The organism is Aquabacterium sp. (assembly GCF_036279655.1).
In the GTDB taxonomy this organism is placed as follows: Bacteria; Pseudomonadota; Gammaproteobacteria; order Burkholderiales; family Burkholderiaceae_C; genus Aquabacterium.
The window spans coordinates 1-17,207 of record NZ_DASUIT010000075.1 but is presented as its reverse complement, the minus strand read 5'-3'; the positions used below and the strand labels follow the sequence as shown (position 1 = coordinate 17,207).

The 17,207-nt window shown below is 62.5% G+C and carries 17 protein-coding genes and 1 pseudogene; 13 read left to right on the top strand and 5 right to left on the bottom strand.

The genetic code is table 11. The annotated features are described in order from the left end of the window. Window positions 1-4: 4 nt before the first annotated feature. The 6 genes from ccoO (at window position 5) to VFW84_RS09070 (ending at window position 4,026) form a co-directional block, all read left to right on the top strand. Window positions 5-637, top strand: coding sequence for a cytochrome-c oxidase, cbb3-type subunit II (gene ccoO, locus VFW84_RS09095; RefSeq protein WP_329680134.1), 633 nt, complete (start codon window positions 5-7; stop codon window positions 635-637). 18 nt (window positions 638-655) lie between these two features. Continuing rightward, window positions 656-793 carry a cbb3-type cytochrome c oxidase subunit 3 gene (locus VFW84_RS09090; RefSeq protein ID WP_329680133.1) on the top strand — a complete coding sequence of 46 codons (138 nt, stop codon included), beginning with the start codon at window positions 656-658 and terminating at the stop codon, window positions 791-793. A 13-nt stretch (window positions 794-806) separates the two neighbouring features. Next, entirely contained in the window at window positions 807-1,757 is a 951-nt protein-coding gene (gene ccoP, locus VFW84_RS09085; protein WP_329680132.1) for a cytochrome-c oxidase, cbb3-type subunit III, read from the top strand. 145 nt (window positions 1,758-1,902) lie between these two features. Further along, window positions 1,903-3,390 carry a cytochrome c oxidase accessory protein CcoG gene (gene ccoG / locus VFW84_RS09080; RefSeq protein ID WP_329680131.1) on the top strand — a complete coding sequence of 496 codons (1,488 nt, stop codon included), beginning with the start codon at window positions 1,903-1,905 and terminating at the stop codon, window positions 3,388-3,390. A 34-nt stretch (window positions 3,391-3,424) separates the two neighbouring features. Beyond that, window positions 3,425-3,679, top strand: coding sequence for a nitrogen fixation protein FixH (locus tag VFW84_RS09075; RefSeq protein ID WP_329680130.1), 255 nt, complete (start codon window positions 3,425-3,427; stop codon window positions 3,677-3,679). 92 nt (window positions 3,680-3,771) lie between these two features. Continuing rightward, complete coding sequence (locus VFW84_RS09070; RefSeq protein ID WP_329680129.1) at window positions 3,772-4,026, top strand: hypothetical protein; 255 nt, start codon at window positions 3,772-3,774, stop codon at window positions 4,024-4,026. Between the two features lie 79 nt (window positions 4,027-4,105). Here the strand turns inward: VFW84_RS09070 and fnr are convergent, their stop codons facing one another. Continuing rightward, the gene (gene fnr / locus VFW84_RS09065) at window positions 4,106-4,822 is read right to left on the bottom strand and encodes a fumarate/nitrate reduction transcriptional regulator Fnr (protein ID WP_329680128.1); all 717 of its coding nucleotides are present in this window, start codon (window positions 4,820-4,822) and stop codon (window positions 4,106-4,108) included. A gap of 235 nt (window positions 4,823-5,057) precedes the next feature. Here fnr and hemN point away from each other — a divergent pair, with 235 nt between their 5' ends. The 3 genes from hemN to icd all read left to right on the top strand — a co-directional run bounded on the left by hemN (window position 5,058) and on the right by icd (window position 8,867). Continuing rightward, window positions 5,058-6,488, top strand: a complete 1,431-nt coding sequence (gene hemN, locus VFW84_RS09060; RefSeq protein WP_329680127.1) for an oxygen-independent coproporphyrinogen III oxidase — start codon at window positions 5,058-5,060, stop codon at window positions 6,486-6,488. Window positions 6,489-6,554: 66 nt separating this feature from the next. Continuing rightward, the gene (locus VFW84_RS09055) at window positions 6,555-7,424 is read left to right on the top strand and encodes a sulfite exporter TauE/SafE family protein (RefSeq protein WP_329680126.1); all 870 of its coding nucleotides are present in this window, start codon (window positions 6,555-6,557) and stop codon (window positions 7,422-7,424) included. A gap of 189 nt (window positions 7,425-7,613) precedes the next feature. After that, window positions 7,614-8,867: an NADP-dependent isocitrate dehydrogenase gene (gene icd, locus VFW84_RS09050; protein ID WP_329680125.1), complete on the top strand. Its 1,254-nt coding sequence runs from the start codon at window positions 7,614-7,616 to the stop codon at window positions 8,865-8,867. A gap of 201 nt (window positions 8,868-9,068) precedes the next feature. Here icd and VFW84_RS09045 read toward each other — a convergent pair whose 3' ends face one another. Next, on the bottom strand, window positions 9,069-10,307 hold the full coding sequence (locus VFW84_RS09045; protein WP_329680124.1) for a DAPG hydrolase family protein: 1,239 nt from the start codon (window positions 10,305-10,307) through the stop codon (window positions 9,069-9,071). 109 nt (window positions 10,308-10,416) lie between these two features. Between VFW84_RS09045 and VFW84_RS09040 the strand changes: the two genes are divergently transcribed. After that, complete coding sequence (locus VFW84_RS09040) at window positions 10,417-10,998, top strand: hypothetical protein (RefSeq protein ID WP_329680123.1); 582 nt, start codon at window positions 10,417-10,419, stop codon at window positions 10,996-10,998. On the opposite strand, the gene glpK is transcribed toward VFW84_RS09040, so the two are convergent. Both glpK and VFW84_RS09030 read right to left on the bottom strand, forming a co-directional pair. After that, on the bottom strand, window positions 10,988-12,493 hold the full coding sequence (glpK, locus tag VFW84_RS09035; protein ID WP_329680122.1) for a glycerol kinase GlpK: 1,506 nt from the start codon (window positions 12,491-12,493) through the stop codon (window positions 10,988-10,990). The genes VFW84_RS09040 and glpK overlap by 11 nt on opposite strands. Then, entirely contained in the window at window positions 12,490-13,290 is an 801-nt protein-coding gene (locus tag VFW84_RS09030; RefSeq protein WP_329680173.1) for a DeoR/GlpR family DNA-binding transcription regulator, read from the bottom strand. Before VFW84_RS09030 ends, glpK begins: the two co-directional genes overlap by 4 nt. A 154-nt stretch (window positions 13,291-13,444) precedes the next feature. On the opposite strand from VFW84_RS09030, the gene glpD reads away from it, so the two are divergent. Then, on the top strand, window positions 13,445-15,058 hold the full coding sequence (glpD, locus tag VFW84_RS09025; protein WP_329680121.1) for a glycerol-3-phosphate dehydrogenase: 1,614 nt from the start codon (window positions 13,445-13,447) through the stop codon (window positions 15,056-15,058). 129 nt (window positions 15,059-15,187) lie between these two features. On the opposite strand, the pseudogene VFW84_RS09020 reads toward glpD, so the two are convergent. Beyond that, window positions 15,188-15,382: pseudogene (locus VFW84_RS09020) on the bottom strand (cold-shock protein); the annotation flags it as partial. Between the two features lie 278 nt (window positions 15,383-15,660). On the opposite strand from VFW84_RS09020, the gene clpS reads away from it, so the two are divergent. Together clpS and VFW84_RS09010 are read left to right on the top strand one after the other, a co-directional pair. After that, entirely contained in the window at window positions 15,661-16,017 is a 357-nt protein-coding gene (clpS, locus tag VFW84_RS09015; RefSeq protein ID WP_329680120.1) for an ATP-dependent Clp protease adapter ClpS, read from the top strand. After that, on the top strand, window positions 16,014-17,207 hold a 1,194-nt coding region (locus VFW84_RS09010; RefSeq protein ID WP_329680119.1), incomplete at its 3' end, for an AAA family ATPase. The genes clpS and VFW84_RS09010, both read left to right, overlap by 4 nt.

Here is a 17,207-nt window from a genome sequence, read left to right as displayed (position 1 = left end):
ACAAATGGCTAACAACAATCACCACGAACCCTCCCTCTTCTCCCACGAGAAGATCGAGACCAGCAACTTCCTAATGATCGTGCTGACCCTCGTGGTCATCCTCTTCGGTGGTCTGGTCGAAATCGTCCCGCTGTTCTTCCAGCGCAGCACCACGCAACCGGTCGAAGGCGTCAAGCCCTACACCGCGCTGCAACTGGCCGGACGTGACGTCTACATCCGCGAGGGCTGCTACAACTGCCACTCGCAGATGATCCGTCCCTTCCGCGCCGAAACCCTGCGCTACGGTCATTACTCCATGGCCGGCGAGTTCGTGTACGACCACCCCTTCCAGTGGGGTTCCAAGCGCACAGGTCCTGACCTGCATCGCGTGGGCGGCAAGTACTCGGATCAATGGCATGTGGCTCACCTGACCAACCCGCGTGATGTGGTGCCCGAGTCGAACATGCCGGCTTACCCCTGGTTGCTTGGAGCCACCATTGACCCCAAGAGCATGGCGCCCCGCATGGAAGCGCTGCGACTGGTCGGTGTTCCTTACTCTGACGCCGAGGTCAAGGCTGCGGCGGATGAGGTCAAGGACAAGACCGAGATGGATGCTTTGGTGGCCTATCTGCAGGTCATGGGCACGGCGGTCAAGTAACGAGGCAAGGAGACGGACATGGATATCGGACTTTTGCGTAGCGCGGTGACCGTGCTGTCTCTGTGCATGTTCGTGGGCATTGTGGTGTGGGTCTATACCCGCTCCAACAAGGCCCACTTCGAAGAGGCAGCCAAGCTGCCCTTCGCAGACGAATGATTGGAGGCTCTCAATGAGCGACTTCGTATCGAGTGGCTGGGCACTGTATGTGGCCGCCATCGTGGTGGGTGGCCTGGTGTTCTGCGTGGGCGTTCTGCTCGGCGCAGCGCGCCACAAGGTCATCCGGGATGCCCAGGGCAACATCGACAAGACCACCGGTCACGTGTGGGATGGCGATCTGCAGGAGTTGAACAACCCGCTGCCGCGCTGGTGGCTGATGCTGTTCATCATCACCCTGGTGTTTGCTGTGGCCTACCTGTTCATGTACCCCGGTCTGGGCGACAACAAGGGCAGCCTGAACTGGTCGTCGGCCGGTCAGTACAACGACGAGATCAAGAAGGCCAAGGCCACCGAAGATCAGGTCTATGCCAAGTTCAAGACGGCATCGGTCGAGGACATTGCCCGCGATCCGCAGGCCCATGAAATCGGTCAACGCCTGTTCCTGAACAACTGTGCGGCTTGCCACGGTTCTGACGCGCGGGGTGCCAAGGGCTTCCCCAACCTGACGGACAAGGACTGGCTGTATGGCGGCACGCCCGAGAAGATCATCGAAACCCTGACCAACGGTCGCCAGGGGCAGATGCCTGTCATGGCTGCTGCCGTCGGTGGCGCCGAAGAGGTCAGCCAGGTGGCCAACTATGTGCTGAGCCTGTCGGGCAGCGCCCACAACTCCATCAAGGCCCAACTGGGTCGCGAGAAGTTCCAGGCCTGTGCGGCATGTCACGGTGCCGATGGCAAGGGCAATCAGGCCATGGGCGCGCCCAATCTGACCGACAAGATCTGGCTGCACGGTTGGGGTGAGGGCGCGATCATGGAGATGGTCAACAAGGGCAAGCTCAATGTGATGCCGGCCCAGAAGGATCGCTACACGCCTGAGCAGATCAAGGTGCTGGCTGCCTACGTGTGGGGCATGTCCAATGCCCCGCAGACCGCCCAAGGCGAGAGCGGCGACAAGAAGCAGTGATCGTGCTTGGCACCTCTTCTGCTGACCAAGTGGAAACCCTTGGCATTCAGTGGGATGATGGTGCTGAACACTGGAAACGGTGGTGCTTTTCTGATACCCTTGGGGGGTATAGAAAGGGCCACCGTTTTTTGATGGTGCATACATCATGAGCGATTCCAAAGATCCCCAGGACGACGCAGCGCGCCGTGTGATTCCCATTCAGCCGGTGGCTGCTGCCGCGGCAGATGGCCGGCGCGAGGAGACCGTGCTGCTCTATCAGAAGCAGCCCAAGATCTACCCTCGCGAAGTCAAGGGCTGGTTCATGAACTGGCGCTGGGCGCTGGTCTTTCTCACGCAGTTGGTGTTCTATGGCATGCCGTGGATCAACTGGAACGGGCGCCAGGCGGTGCTGTTCGATCTGGGAACGCGCCGCTTCTATCTGTTCGATCTGGTGCTCTATCCGCAGGACTTCATCTACCTGACGGGTTTGCTCATCATCTCGGCCTACGGGCTCTTTCTCTTCACGGCCGTGGCCGGCCGCTTGTGGTGTGGTTATGCCTGTCCGCAGACGGTCTATACCGAAATCTTCCTGTGGATCGAGCGTCGCTGGGAGGGTGATCGCCCCAAGCGCATGAAGCTGGACAAGGCGGGTTTTTCTGTCGAGAAGCTCTGGCGCAAGGGCGGCAAGCATCTGAGCTGGATCGTGCTGTCGCTGTGGACGGGCTTCACCTTCGTGGGCTACTTCACGCCCATCCAGGTGCTGGCGCATGAGGTGGTCACACTGGGCATGGGCCCCTGGGAGATCTTCTGGACAGGCTTCTATGGTTTTGCCACGTATGGCAATGCCGGCTTCATGCGCGAACAGGTGTGCAAGTACATGTGCCCCTACGCGCGCTTCCAGAGCGCCATGTTCGACCGCGACACGCTCATCATCAGCTATGACGAAAAGCGCGGCGAGCCCCGTGGCTCGCGCTCGCGCAAGGCCGATGCCTCGGCGTTGGGGCAGGGCGATTGCATTGACTGCACCTTGTGCGTGCAGGTTTGCCCGACCGGCATCGACATCCGCAAGGGTCTGCAGTACGAATGCATCGGCTGTGCCGCCTGTATCGACGTGTGTGACAGCGTGATGGACAAGATGGGCGCACCGCGCGGCCTGATCCGCTATGCCACGCTCAACGCCATGGACGGCGGTTGGAGTCGCAAGCAGATGTGGCAACGTATTGCCCGTCCGCGCGTGCTGGTCTACTCGGCCATTCTGGGCCTGGTGGTGGTGGCCTTTGTCGGCAGTCTGTATTTCCGCACGCCCTTCAAGGTCGACATCGTGCGTGACCGCGGGGCTTTGGGTCGGGTGGTGGAGGACGGCTTCGTCGAGAACGTCTATCGCATCCAGATCATGAATGCCACGGAATCCGAGCATCGCTTCCGCGTGTTTGCCGAGAAGCTGCCTCGTGTCCAGGTGACGGCGCAGGAAGAGATCATTCTGGGGCCGGCCGAAGCGCGTTGGGTGCCGGTGGCGGTGCGTATCCCACCTGAGGACGCTGCCAGGTTGGGCACAGGTGCCCATCAGGTGGACATGGTGGTGACGCGTCAGCGACAGGCCGATGAACCTGAAGTGGCGGTGCGTGAGAAGACCACCTTCATGGTGCCGCGCTGATCGGTGATTTCATTTTTGACTTGGAGTTGTTGTCATGTCTGCATCGCAAAAGGCCGCCCCGGGTGGCAGTCAACCCTGGTGGACCTTCCCCATCGTCTGGATGGTGATCGGAGGGCCGGCCATCGTCGTGGTCGCTGGGATCACGACGGCGGTCATCGCCTGGAAGCATGTGGATCCCGTGCTGGACACCAGCGCGCCACGAGCCCAGGCCTTGCAGCCCAATGAGGTCCCAGCCCTTCTGGGGCGCAACCGTGCGGCCGAAAACGCCGTCACGCCGGCCGATCGCTGAAGACCCCCCTCAAATGAGGGTTTGTCCCGCTGTGGTTTTGGGGCAAAGGCTTGAATATGTCCTTGTGTTGGCTAACGATCAAGGAGTTCAGCATGACACAGCGGATGCTGCACGCAGCGCAAATCCTCTGGCCCGCCTTCATCGTCGCGGGCATTCTGGAGATGGTGGTGTTCTCATGGGTCGACCCCAATCTGCTCCATCTGGGCAATTGGGAGCCGGACATCATGACGACCTACAGTTTGTCCTTCCTGATCTTCTGGGCGTTGGTGGCGGTGTCTGCCGCCGTCAGCCAGTGGCTCATGGGGGCAAACGACACGGCGCGTCACACCCTGTCGCACCACGCCTGACCTGCTCAAAGAAAAAGGCCCTTGACGGGCCTTTTGTCTGTCTGAACGCTTGATCGGCCGCCTTGCGTGGCCGCAGCGCTCAACAACGCGTGGTGTTCACCAGCGCCCGCAGACCGGGTTCGTCCAGGATGCGGATGTCGCGCTGCTTGACCTCCAGCAGGCCTTCTTCCTGGAACTTGGAGAAGGTCCGGCTGACGGTTTCCAACTTGAGACCCAGGTAGCTGCCGATCTCTTCGCGGGTCATGCGCAACACCAGCGCCGACGCCGAAAAGCCGCGCGCATGCAGGCGCTGGGTCAGGTTCAGCAGGAAGGCCGCCAGACGCTCTTCGGCACGCATGCTGCCCAGCAGCAGCATCACACCGTGATCGCGCACGATCTCGCGGCTCATGATCTTGTGGAACTGGTGCTGCAGATCGGTGAACTCGCGCGACAGCTCTTCGAGCTGGGCATAGGGGATCACGCAGACCTGAGAGTCTTCCAGCGCCACGGCATCGCAGGCATGGCGGTCAGTGCTGATGCCGTCCAGGCCCAACAATTCACCGGCCATCTGGAAACCTGTGACCTGATCGCGGCCATCTTCAGACGAGACGCAGGTCTTGAAAAAACCGGTGCGCACGGCATAGACGGCCTTGAAGGGCTCACCTGCATGAAAGAGGGCGTCACCCCGTTTGACGGTCTTGCGGGCGCCCACCAGTTCATCGAGCTGGCTCAGTTGAGGTTGCGACAGCCCAACGGGCAGGCACAGTTCACGCAGATTGCAACTGGAGCAGGCGACCTTGAAGGATTCGTATTTCATGGAGCTGGCGTCGGCACGCGTGAGCGAGCATTCATGACGCGGAGGCGTTGCCTCTCCGGCAACTGGCCCTGGTATGTTAGCAGTGGAGACTGGATCGCTCATAGGGATCTGATCATTCGGTTGAGGGGCCGCGCTTTAGAGATTGATCAAGCTGGTCGCATTGTTCCCTTTACGACCGCGCTTGCCTTGACCTATGTCAACCCGCAACCGTGTCGCTTTGGCACAGTCCCCCCTCATGAATGCTCAGGCTCTGTCCGCTTCCTCCTCGTCGGCTCCGCTCGTCATCACGCGTGACATGATCGCGCGGCTGGATGTGGCCGGCCCCCGTTACACGTCCTACCCGACGGCGGATCGTTTCGTCGAGGCCTTTGGTGCCCCTCAGTACCGGCAGGCGTTGGCGCAGCGCGCGCATGGTGCGGGTGCCGTGGGTGGGGGGGCTCAGCCCCTGTCCGTGTATGTGCACATCCCCTTTTGCGAGTCGGTGTGCTACTACTGCGCCTGCAACAAGGTGGTCACGCGCCACCACGAACGCGCCATTGAATACCTGGAGGCGCTCTACCGCGAGATCGATCTGCATGTCGAGGTGCTGGGGCGTGGGCAATCCTTGTCGCAGTTGCATCTGGGCGGTGGCACGCCCACCTTCCTGACCGACGAGCAGATCGAGCAGTTGCTCAACAAGCTGCAGTCGGCCTTCCGCTTTGTACCGGGAGGGGAGTACTCCATCGAGATCGATCCCCGTACCGTGGATGCCGAGCGCCTGGGGCGCCTGTGGGCCATGGGCTTCAACCGCATCAGTCTGGGTGTGCAGGATTTCGATCCGCAGGTCCAGCAGGCTGTTCACCGCGTGCAGTCCTTCGAGTCGGTCGCCGGCTTGATGGACGCTGCACGCAAGGTGGGCTTCGAGTCCATCAACATGGACCTGATCTACGGATTGCCGCGCCAGACCAGCGAGAGCTTTGCGCGCACGCTGGCCCAGGTCACGCAGCTCCGACCCGAGCGCGTGGCGCTGTATGCCTACGCCCACCTGCCGCAGCGCTTCAAGCCTCAGCGTCGCATTGATGCCAAGCTGCTGCCCCCGCCGGTCGACAAGATTGGCATGCTGTCGGCGGCCATTGAGCATTTTCGTGAGGCGGGCTACGACTACATCGGCATGGATCACTTTGCCTTGCCGAGCGACCCGTTGGCCGTGGCCAAGCGCCAGGGGCGCCTGCATCGCAATTTCCAGGGTTACAGCACTCAGCCTGACAGCGATCTGATCGGCCTGGGGGTGTCGGCCATCGGGCGCATCGGCCCGCACTACACACAGAACGCCAAGACACTGGACGAGTACTACGACACCTTGGGTCGTGGTGAGTTTCCCATCGTCCGGGGTCTGACGCTCAGCCGCGATGACCTGGTGCGCCGTGCGGTCATCATGGCCATCATGTGCCAGGGACGGGTGGACATCGAGTCCATCGAACTGGCCTATCTGATCGATTTCAGGCAATACTTCGCCCAGGAAATCGAACAGCTGGAACCTCTCGTCGAGAAGGGGCTGGTCGTCATGGAGCCCGACGGTGTCCGGGTCTCGCCTTTGGGCTGGTATTTTGTGCGCGCCATTGCCATGGTCTTCGATCGCCACTTGCAGGCGGACAAGGTCGTGGAGCGCTTCTCTCGCATCATCTGACGGCGCGACGGTCGTCTCCGCCGGGAGGCGGGGGCGCTGCCGTGTGAGCTCGAAGGGCGCCTGCGAATGATCTACAGCCTCTTGATCACGGCCTTTCTGATGGGCCTGGGTGGTGTGCCGCATTGTGCGGCCATGTGTGCCGCGCCCTGTGCCGTGGCCTTGCCTCGGGGGCTGCCCTGGACGGCCTTGCTCGGACGGTCCCTGGGCTATGCCCTCATGGGCGCCGTGGCGGCGGGTGCCACATCGACACTGTCGACCTGGTCGCGCTGGGTGGGCGTGCTGCAGCCCCTGTGGGTGATGCTGCTGGCCGCGGCGGTGTTGCTGGGGGGCTGGATGGTGCTCAAGGGCGCCATGCCGGCGGCCTTGCAGCAGCATGGACTCAAGGCCTACCACCGTGTCCAGGCCGCCATGGCCGATTCGGCCTGGCTGGCTCGCTGGCCCTGGCTGCGCTCGGCCGCCCCGATGATCCTGGGCATGGCCTGGGCGGCCTTGCCTTGTGGCTTGCTCTATGGGGCGGTGATGGTGGCCGCACTGGCGCCGTCCCTGTGGGAAGGGGCCGCCGTCATGGCGGCGTTCTCCCTGCCGGGTGGCGTGGCCCTGTGGTACCTGTCCAGGCGTTTCAATGCCTGGCGCCAGACCCCGTCTGGGGCGGTCCAGGCGCCCACCCTGGCCCTGCAGGCGAGCGCGGTCGTGCCGGTGCTCTGGCTGGCGCGCGCGCCAGCCGAGCGGGCGGAGGAGGCTGGGCGAGAGGCGCGTGTCGCGTTGCCCTCGGTGCCGTCCATGTCCGAGCCCGCGGGTGTGCCGGGCCGCTCGTTCCTCCACTGGCTGTCAGACCCTCGCTGGGCGGTTCGGCTGTCGGGTCTCATGCTGGCCGCGGCCGCAGCCTGGGCCCTGGCCCACCGCCTGATGGAGCAGTGGCAAGCCTGGTGCGCGTGAGCGCGAGGGTCTTGTCGCTGCGTACTTTCCCCAGGACGGGGGCTGTGTTGTGTCAATTGCATCGCCAATCGGGTGGTATTGGGCCCTTCAAGCGCGTGATTGACAAAGCGGCTGGCTTAGAATGAACAAAGCGCTGCCGACATCCATGGCAGTGTTGTTTACGGAAACGCCAAACGCGGAGACCAGACCATGTACCAGCACATCAAGGTGCCCGAAGGTGGGCAGAAGATCACGGTGAACCCGGACTTCTCGCTCAATGTCCCCAACAATCCGATCATCCCCTACATCGAAGGCGACGGCACCGGTTTTGACATCACGCCCGTGATGATCAAGGTGGTCGACGCTGCGGTGGCCAAGGCCTACGGTGGACAAAAGAAGATCCACTGGATGGAGATCTATGCCGGTGAAAAATCCACCCGCATCTACGGTCCCGACGTCTGGCTGCCTGCTGAAACCCTGGAAGTCCTCAAGGACTACGTGGTGTCCATCAAGGGCCCGCTGACCACCCCCGTGGGCGGTGGCATCCGTTCCCTGAACGTGGCCCTGCGCCAGGAGCTTGATCTCTACGTCTGTCTGCGCCCGGTGCGCTACTTCAAGGGCGTGCCTTCGCCCGTGAAGGAGCCCGAGAAGACCGACATGGTCATCTTCCGTGAGAACTCGGAAGACATCTACGCCGGCATCGAGTTCGAAGCCGAGAGCGAGAAGGCCAAGAAACTGATCAAGATCCTGCAGGATGAGTTCGGCGTCAAGAAGATCCGTTTCCCCGACACCTCGGGCATCGGCATCAAGCCCGTCTCGCGTGAAGGCACCGAGCGCCTGGTGCGCAAGGCCATCCAGTACGCCATCGACAATGACAAGCCCAGCGTGACCATCGTGCACAAGGGCAACATCATGAAGTACACCGAAGGTGGCTTCCGTGATTGGGCTTACGCCCTGGCCCAGAAGGAGTTCGGCGCCGAGCTGATCGACGGTGGCCCGTGGTGCAAGTTCAAGAACCCCAAGTCGGGCAAGGAGATCGTCGTCAAGGACGCCATCGCTGATGCCTTCCTGCAGCAGATCCTGCTGCGTCCGGCCGAGTACAGCGTGATCGCCACGCTGAACCTCAATGGCGACTACATCTCTGACGCACTGGCCGCACAGGTCGGTGGCATCGGCATCGCCCCGGGCGCCAACCTGTCCGATTCGATCGGCATGTTCGAAGCCACCCACGGCACGGCACCCAAATACGCTGGCAAGGACTACGTGAACCCTGGTTCCGAGATCCTGTCGGCCGAGATGATGCTGCGCCACATGGGCTGGCTGGAAGCGGCTGACCTGATCGTCAGCGCCATGGACAAGTCGATCCAGAGCAAGAAGGTCACGTATGACTTCGCGCGCCTGATGGAAGGTGCGACGCAGGTGTCGTGCTCCGGTTTTGGTCAGGTGATGATCGACAACATGTGATGGGTCACGAGCCGTGCGTCTTTTGACGCGATGGCCGTGAATGAAGCCCTTGAGGTCCACTGGTGGACTCAGGGGCTTTTTTTATGTGGGTCTGGGTCGGTGGATGGTCGCTTGAGCGCTTTGGCGGGGGAGCGTGGGGCGCGGGCCGACAGGCCCCCGCCGACCCAGCCCTGCGCTCTCCCGACAAAACGCTCATCAGCCTCACTGCTTCAGATACTCCCGCTTATACAGGCGCGGCAAAAAGTAGGGCAGCATCTGGAACTCACGCAAGGCATGCGAGCCCAGGTCCTCGAAGAACGTCGTGTTGAGCACCCGCGCCAAGGCCGTGTTCACGAAGGTGCTGGTCAGGATCACGCCATCGCCTGAGGCGTTCGGGCGCCACTGATGCACCAGGGTGTTGTCAGGCAAGATGCCATCCAGCAAGGTCGGGTTGGCGCTGGCGTAGAAATAGGTCGGGTCGCTCAAGGGCACCGGCGGGGCAGTGACCAAAGGATCGACCCCCGCGATGTTCAACGTCATGGTGGTCTTGCCGATGTGCTCCTTGACCTTCTGGACTGCGCCGATGTCGTAGTTCAAATCCGGGCTCCTGGGTGGAACAGTCCACTCAAAGGACACATGATCCACCGGCTGCCACAGGCGATAACGTGCTGTGTTGCCGATGTGATCCCACCACCACGACAGCATGTCGGGCGTGATGCCACGGATCTCCTGCACCACCGTCAGGGTGACGTTGAGCTTCTTGTCGACGGGACTGATGGTGTAGGTGCCACGCTTCTTGAGCACCGCATTGAAATAGCGCTCATTGAGGGCGCTCATCAAGGTGGGCTGCAGCCCGCTCAATGTCTTGCGGACATGGTTGACATAGGCTTGCGCCAGCCAGGGGTGGGCCGCGTTCGTGACCTGGATCGTGAACTGGCTGTCGCCAAAGGTGCTGCCCACGGGGGTGTACTGCACGAGCATGGTGAAGGGCGGCTTGCCATCGATCGAAACGCTCTGCGCCAGGAAGCTGTAGGGTTTGCTGCCCAAGTCGTTGTCGGACGCCACCCGCCCGCGAACGGTGCCGGGGTCAAGGTAGGTGACGTCCACTGTGCGCAGGGCCCCACCGAACAGTGCCTGGGATTGATGCCGTGCACCGCTGGAATAACCCAGATGTTGCGGTGACTCCGGCGGCTGAACCCAGCGGAAGGATCGCAGTTCGCTGTTGGCCGCGCTCAGCAAGGTCTGATCGGCGTTGTCCCAGAGCCAGCTGAAGGCTTCGGGGCGAACCTCCTTCACCACGAACTGCGCCGAGGCACTGATGGTTTGCGCTTGCGCCTCACCCGGCAGACCGGGCAGCAGGTAGGCAGGCTGCAACAAGGCGAGGGTGGCTGCAGCGAGCAAGCCACGGGTCGTGGCGATCAGGGGGCGGGCTAAGATCGATGGGTTGACATGGTGTGGCACGGTGGGCTCCAGATGAATCTCTACATATGTAGAGTTGATAGAACTCTACCGATGTAGAGTTTCCGTGACCATGTCGTAAACCCTCAATGGATTGCCGAGCCGCTGACCGATGGACAAAGACCGCAAGACCCTGATTGCCGACACCGCGATGACCCTGTTGGGCCAGTTGGGTGCTAAAGGGCTGACCCACCGTGCGGTGGATGCTGAAGCGGGTTTATCGGCGGGGTCGACGTCGTTTTATTGCCGTACCCGTCAGGACCTGCTGACGCTGGTCTTGAGGCGTCATGCTGCCCTGGATCTGGACGACCTGCAGCAGGATGCGTCCGACTGGATGGCCGGGGAAACCTCGCCAGAGCGCTTCATCGATCTGCTGGTCAGGCGAGTGCTGGATTGGCTGTCACCCGCCAAGCGGGCGCGGCTGGTGGCCCGCTTCGAGTTGTTCCTGATCGCCTCACGCGAGCCCGAGCTCGCCGCCATCCTCCATGACCTGCGTGGCAGCTTTTTGCTGGCGACCGTGGAAGGGCTGCGCCGTGCCGGGGTACCCCAGCCGGAGGCGGTGGCGCCCGGCCTCGTGATGGCGGTCGATGGGATGCTCATGTCCCAGATCGGTTTTGCCGATCAGCCCCTGACTTCTGAGCAGTGCAAGGCCTTGCTGACCCGGGTGATGCAGGCGTCCACACTCAGGTGGTGACTTGGGTGACGGCGTGCTGCCAGGCCTGCATCAGGGCCTGAGCCTGCGCCCGTGACAGCGAGGGCTCAAAGCGCTTGTCGACCCGCCACAGTGATGCCAGCTCGTCCAGGCCCTGGTACAGGCCTGTGGCCAGACCTGCCAGATAAGCTGCCCCCAGCGCAGTGGTCTCGACCACCTCGGGACGCACCACCGGGATGCCCAGCAGATCGGCCTGGAACTGCATCAGGAGGTCATTGACACAGGCGCCGCCATCGACGCGCAACTCGCTCACGTCGGTGCCGCCACAGGCGCGCGCATCGGCGTTCATGGCCTCCAGCAGCGCGGTGCTCTGGTAGGCGATGCTCTCCAGTGCGGCTCGGGTGATGTGGCCCAGGGTCGTGCCACGGGTGAGCCCCAGGATGGCCCCGCGTGCCTGGGGAGCCCAGTAGGGAGCGCCCAGGCCCGTGAAGGCGGGGACAAAGATCACGCCGCCGGAATCGGGCACGCTCAGTGCCAGTTGCTCGACGGCACTGCTCGCCTGAATGGCCCGCAATCCGTCGCGCAGCCATTGCACCACGGCGCCGCCCACGAACACGCTGCCCTCCAGGGCATAGGCGCGCTCGGTGCCTGCGTGGGCCGCGATGGTCGAGATCAGACCGTTGCGGGACGTGCGCACCTCGCTGCCCGTGTGCATGAGCATGAAGCAGCCTGTGCCATACGTGTTCTTGGCCAGCCCTGGGCGGAAGCAGGCCTGACCAAAGAGCGCGCTTTGCTGGTCGCCTGCGATCCCGGCAATGGGGATGCGTGCGCCAAACCACTCCAGGTAGGTGTGTCCATACACATGGGACGACGGCTGCACCTGTGGCAGCACGCTGTCGGGCACGCGCAATGCCCCCAGCAGGGTTTCGTCCCAGCGCTGCTCATGGATGTTGAACAGCATGGTGCGCGAGGCATTGCTCACATCGGTGGCATGAACGGCGCCACGGGTGGATGTGCCACCGGTGAGTTGCCACAGCAGCCAGCTGTCCACGGTGCCAAAGGCCAGCTCGCCACGGTCGGCCGCCGCGCGCGCCCCGTCGACGTGGTCCAGGATCCAGGCCAGCTTGGTGCCCGAGAAATAGGCATCGACCACCAGGCCGGTGCTCTCACGCACCACAGGCTCCAGGCCGGCTTCGCGCAGCGCCAGACAAGTGGGCTCGGTGCGTCGATCCTGCCAGACGATGGCATGGTGCAGGGGCTGGCCCGTGGCGCGGTTCCAGACCACGGTGGTCTCGCGCTGATTGGTGATGCCCACGGCGTGGATGTCCGAGGCCTGGATGCCCGCCTTGGCGATGGCCTCGCGTGCCGTGTCCAGTTGGGTGCGCCAGATCTCCAGAGGATCGTGTTCGACCCAACCGGGCTGCGGGAAGATCTGCGTGAGCTCCTGCTGCGCCATGGCCACGATCTGGCCGCTGTGATTGAACACGATGCTGCGGGAACTCGAAGTTCCCTGATCAAGAGACAGCAGGTAGCTCATGGGGTGAGGACTCCGTCGGTGGGGGCGGGGGCTTGCAGGACATTGATCCATTGCACATCGGCCTCCTTGAGCAGCTCAGGGAAGGGCGCGGGAGGTTCACCGTTCGTGTAGAGGCGGTGGATCTGATCAATGCGTGCGAGTTCGACCATGGCTGGGCGATTGAACTTGCTGAGATCGGCGGCCAGCCAGACCGAGCGGCTGTGTTCGATGATGGCCTGCGCCACCTTGACCTCACGGAGATCGAAGTCGCGCAAGGTGCCGTCAGGCTCGATGCTGGAGATGCCGATCAGTCCGATGTCGACGCGGAACTGGCGGATGAAGTCCACGGCCGTTTCCCCGACGATGCCACGATCGGCCGGGCGCATCACGCCACCGGCCACGATGACTTCGCAATCGGGGTTGCCGCTGAGGATGGCGGCCACATTCAAGTTGTTGGTGATCACCCGCAGCCCCTTGTGTTGCAGCAACTCGCGTGCAATGGCTTCGGTCGTGGTGCCCAAGTTGATCAGCAAGGCGCAGTGATCGGGAATGGCCGCCGCGATGGCGCGGGCGATGCGCTGCTTGGCCTCTGCGTTGGTGGACTGGCGTTGCTGGTAGGCCTGGTTCTCGGTGGTGGAGCGTGGGATGCGTACCCCACCGTGGTAGCGGGCCAGTAACTGGGCGTCCTCCAGCAGGCGCACATCGCGACGGATGGTCTGCAGCGTCACGCCAAGCGTGTCGGCCAGGGAGTCGATGCTGATGGCTTCGTGCTGCTGCACGAGAGAGAGCAACTGGGTCTGCCGTGGGTTGGGAGTCATCGATGAAGTGGTGGAGTCCTCTTCGGGAATCATACGGTGCTCCAAGCGTAGCTGATTTGCCAAAACGAAAAGTACAGAACTATAATGAAAAATAACGAACATTCTGGTTCGTGTCTTCCCTGGTTTTGACCTGTACCTTCCTGGAGTTCCGTCCGTGATCTTGACCCCGCCCTTGACGCATTCCGGGCCTTCGGCCAGTTCACACGAGGCCTATGACGTCCTGGTGGTTGGCGGCGGCATCAATGGGGTGGGCATCGCCAGAGATCTGGCGGGACGAGGGCACCGTGTCGTGCTGGTGGAGCAGCACGATCTGGCCTCTCACACCTCATCGGCGTCCACCAAGTTGATCCACGGTGGCTTGCGTTATCTGGAGCACCGGGCTTTTTCTCTGGTCCGCAAGGCCTTGCAGGAGCGTGAGGTGCTGCTCAGAAGTGCGCCGCACATCATGAGGCCCTTGCGTTTCGTGATGCCGCACGATCCGTCCATGCGCCCAGAATGGCTGATTCGTGCAGGTCTGTTCCTGTATGACCACCTGGCGCGGCGCGAGGTGCTGCCGGGGTCCTGCACGGTGGATCTGCGCAGCAGCGAGCTGGGCACGCCATTGCAGCCGCGTTTTCGCAAGGGCTTTGTCTATTCAGATGGGTGGGTGGATGATGCCCGCCTGGTGGTCCTGGCGGCGGTGGATGCGGCAGAGCAAGGTGCCCATGTGTGGACGCGGCAGCGTTGTGTGCGCGTGCAACGGGGTGCCGATCACTGGGAGGCCCATGTGCTGGACGAGCGCGTGGGCGGGCTGCGCGCGGTGCGCGCGCGCATGCTGGTCAACGCAACGGGCCCCTGGGCGGGCCGATTCCTGGCGACGACGGCGCAAGGCCTGGGCGGCGAAAAGCTCACACAACACTCGCTGCGCCTCGTCAAGGGCAGCCACATCGTGGTGCCTCGGCTGTTCGATCACGATCATGCCTACCTGTTCCAGAACGAAGACGGCCGCATCATGTTTGCCATCCCCTACGAGGGGCATTTCACCCTCATCGGCACCACGGACGTCGAAGTGCAAGGTGATCCGGGTGCTCAGGCCATCAGCCAGGAGGAGGTGATCTATCTGTGCCAGCAGGCCAGTCGATATTTCAGCCGGGAGTTGCGTCCCGAGGATGTTCGCTCGAGTTTTGCCGGCGTGCGACCCTTGCTGGAGGATGCGGCGAGCACCGCCTCGGAGGTGACACGTGACTACGTGCTGGAATGCGACGCGCAGGCAGCGCCCTTGATGACCGTCTGGGGCGGCAAGATGACCACGTTCCGCAAACTGGCCGAGGAAGCCGCTGACCAGATCGGGCACATGCTGGGAGATCATCGACCTGCGTGGACGCAGCACGCCAGCCTGCCGGGGGGCGACCTCAGCCCCTGGATCGGACCGGCACGGCGGCCTGATCTGGACCTGCAGACCTTCGTGGCCATGCTGCAGCAACGCTTTCCCTGGATGCCTCTGCCCTGTTTGCAGCGCATGGCCAGGGCGTACGGCAGCCGCGTGTTCATGATCCTGGGGGCCGCCACGAAGATGGAGCACCTGGGGGAGATCATCGCGGGGGTACTGACCGAGGCGGAACTGCAGTATCTGATCGACCGCGAATGGGCCAAGTCGGCGCAGGACGTGCTCTGGCGCCGCAGCAAGCTGGGCTTGCACTTCTCGGCGGCCCAGCAGAAAGCCGTCGAGGCCTGGTTTGCAAACAAAAACCACCTGGGCATGATGCCGCAGGTGGCTGATGGATGGTGATGCGCGGTCAGCCGCGCAGCGGCTTTGTCAATGCAATGGCCGGGTGCCGTCCATGTTCATATTGTCTCGGAAGTGCATGTCTTCCAGGGCATCTGCGGGTTCGCTCAGGGCGTCCTCGATGGAGACCGGCTGGATGTTTTGCGCCAGCATGCCCTTGGGGCCGCTGACGAGCTCATACCGGACCTTGGAGCCCTGTTTGAGTGTGCGGAAACCATCCATCTGGATGGCGGAAAAGTGTGCAAAAACGTCCCCTCCGCCTTGGTCAGGTTCGATGAAACCGAACCCTTTGGCGTCGTTGAACCATTTGACAGTGCCTGTAGCCATGGCTGTCCCTCCTGTGAATTTGTCACGATTCTGCGCGGGCAAATTTCTGATGTCAAGATGGAGTTGTGACAGAACCTCTCGCGGTCTTGTGGCTGATTTCTGAGGGAATGCGTGGGTCTTCGGGATGGGTTTAAGGTGCCCGGACGGTCTTCGCCAGAACTCGAAAAGCGTGAAGCATTGAAAAGGTTGGCTCTGTCATTGAATTTCCCCCCTTGTTTCCGGGTAGTTCAATCCAACATGTCGATGCAAGACTTGCCGAGCTCTCTTAGAATGAATTCATGACCCAGTTTTTACAGCCCTATGCCTCGACCGAGCCACCGCGTGGCCCGGCAGAGGAGGGTGCCGGCTCGGTCGTGGTCGAAAAACAGCTCCAGAAGACGGAACCACCCAAGCTCTATCAGGTCGTGATGCTCAACGATGACTTCACCCCGATGGAATTTGTGGTCTATGTCTTGCAGGAGCACTTTCGCCACGACATTGAGAGTGCCACGCAGATCATGCTGAAAATCCACCACGAAGGTCGTGGTGTGTGCGGTGTCTTCACCAAAGATGTCGCGGCCACCAAGGTCGAACTCGTTCTTGCCGCCGCCCGGCGTGCCGGGCATCCCCTGCAGTGCATCCTGGAGACCGCATGATTGCGCAAGAGTTGGAAGTGAGTTTGCACATGGCCTTTGTCGAGGCCCGGCAGCAGCGCCACGAGTTCATCACCGTGGAACACCTGCTCCTGGCCTTGATCGACAACCCTTCAGCTTCCGAGGTGTTGAAGGCCTGTGCTGCGAACCTGGATGAGCTTCGCAAGAACCTGGACCAGTTCGTGCGTGACAACACGCCGACCGTCGGAGGCACCGACGAGGTCGACACGCAACCCACGCTGGGCTTCCAGCGGGTGATCCAGCGCGCGATCATGCACGTGCAATCATCCGGCAGCGGCAAGAAGGAAGTCACCGGTGCCAATGTGCTGGTGGCCATCTTCGGCGAGAAGGACTCGCACGCCGTGTACTACCTGCATCAGCAGGGCGTGACACGTCTGGATGTCGTCAACTTCATCGCCCACGGCATTCGCAAGGTCGATCCTCCGGATGCGGGTCGCGGTGCGGCACCTGAATCCTCCGGCTCGCCTGAAGGCGAGAAGGAAGAAGCCGAGAGCAAGGCATCGCCGCTGGAGCAGTACACCCAGAACCTCAATGTGCAGGCCAAGGAAGGCAAGATCGATCCCCTGATCGGCCGTGACCACGAGGTCGAGCGGGTGATCCAGGTGCTGTGCCGCCGCCGCAAGAACAACCCCCTGCTGGTCGGCGAGGCTGGCGTGGGCAAGACGGCGATCGCCGAGGGCCTGGCCTGGCGCATCACCCAGGGTGACGTGCCGGACGTGCTGGCCGATGCCGAGGTCTTTGCCCTCGACATGGGCGCGCTGCTGGCGGGCACCAAATACCGTGGTGACTTCGAGCAACGCCTCAAGGCGGTCATCAAGCAGCTCAAGGAGCAGACCAACTCGGTGCTCTTCATCGACGAGATCCACACCCTGATCGGTGCAGGTGCGGCCTCGGGCGGCACCCTGGACGCCAGCAACCTGCTCAAACCCGCGCTCAGCTCGGGGCAGCTCAAGTGCATTGGTGCCACCACCTTCACCGAGTACCGGGGCATTTTCGAGAAGGACGCGGCCCTGTCGCGGCGCTTCCAGAAAGTGGACGTGGTCGAACCCAGCGTGCAGGAGACCATCGAGATCCTCAAGGGGCTGAAGTCGCGCTTCGAAGAGCACCACAGCGTGAAGTACGCCGCCAACGCCCTGCAGGCGGCGGCGGAGCTGAGCGCCAAGTACATCAAC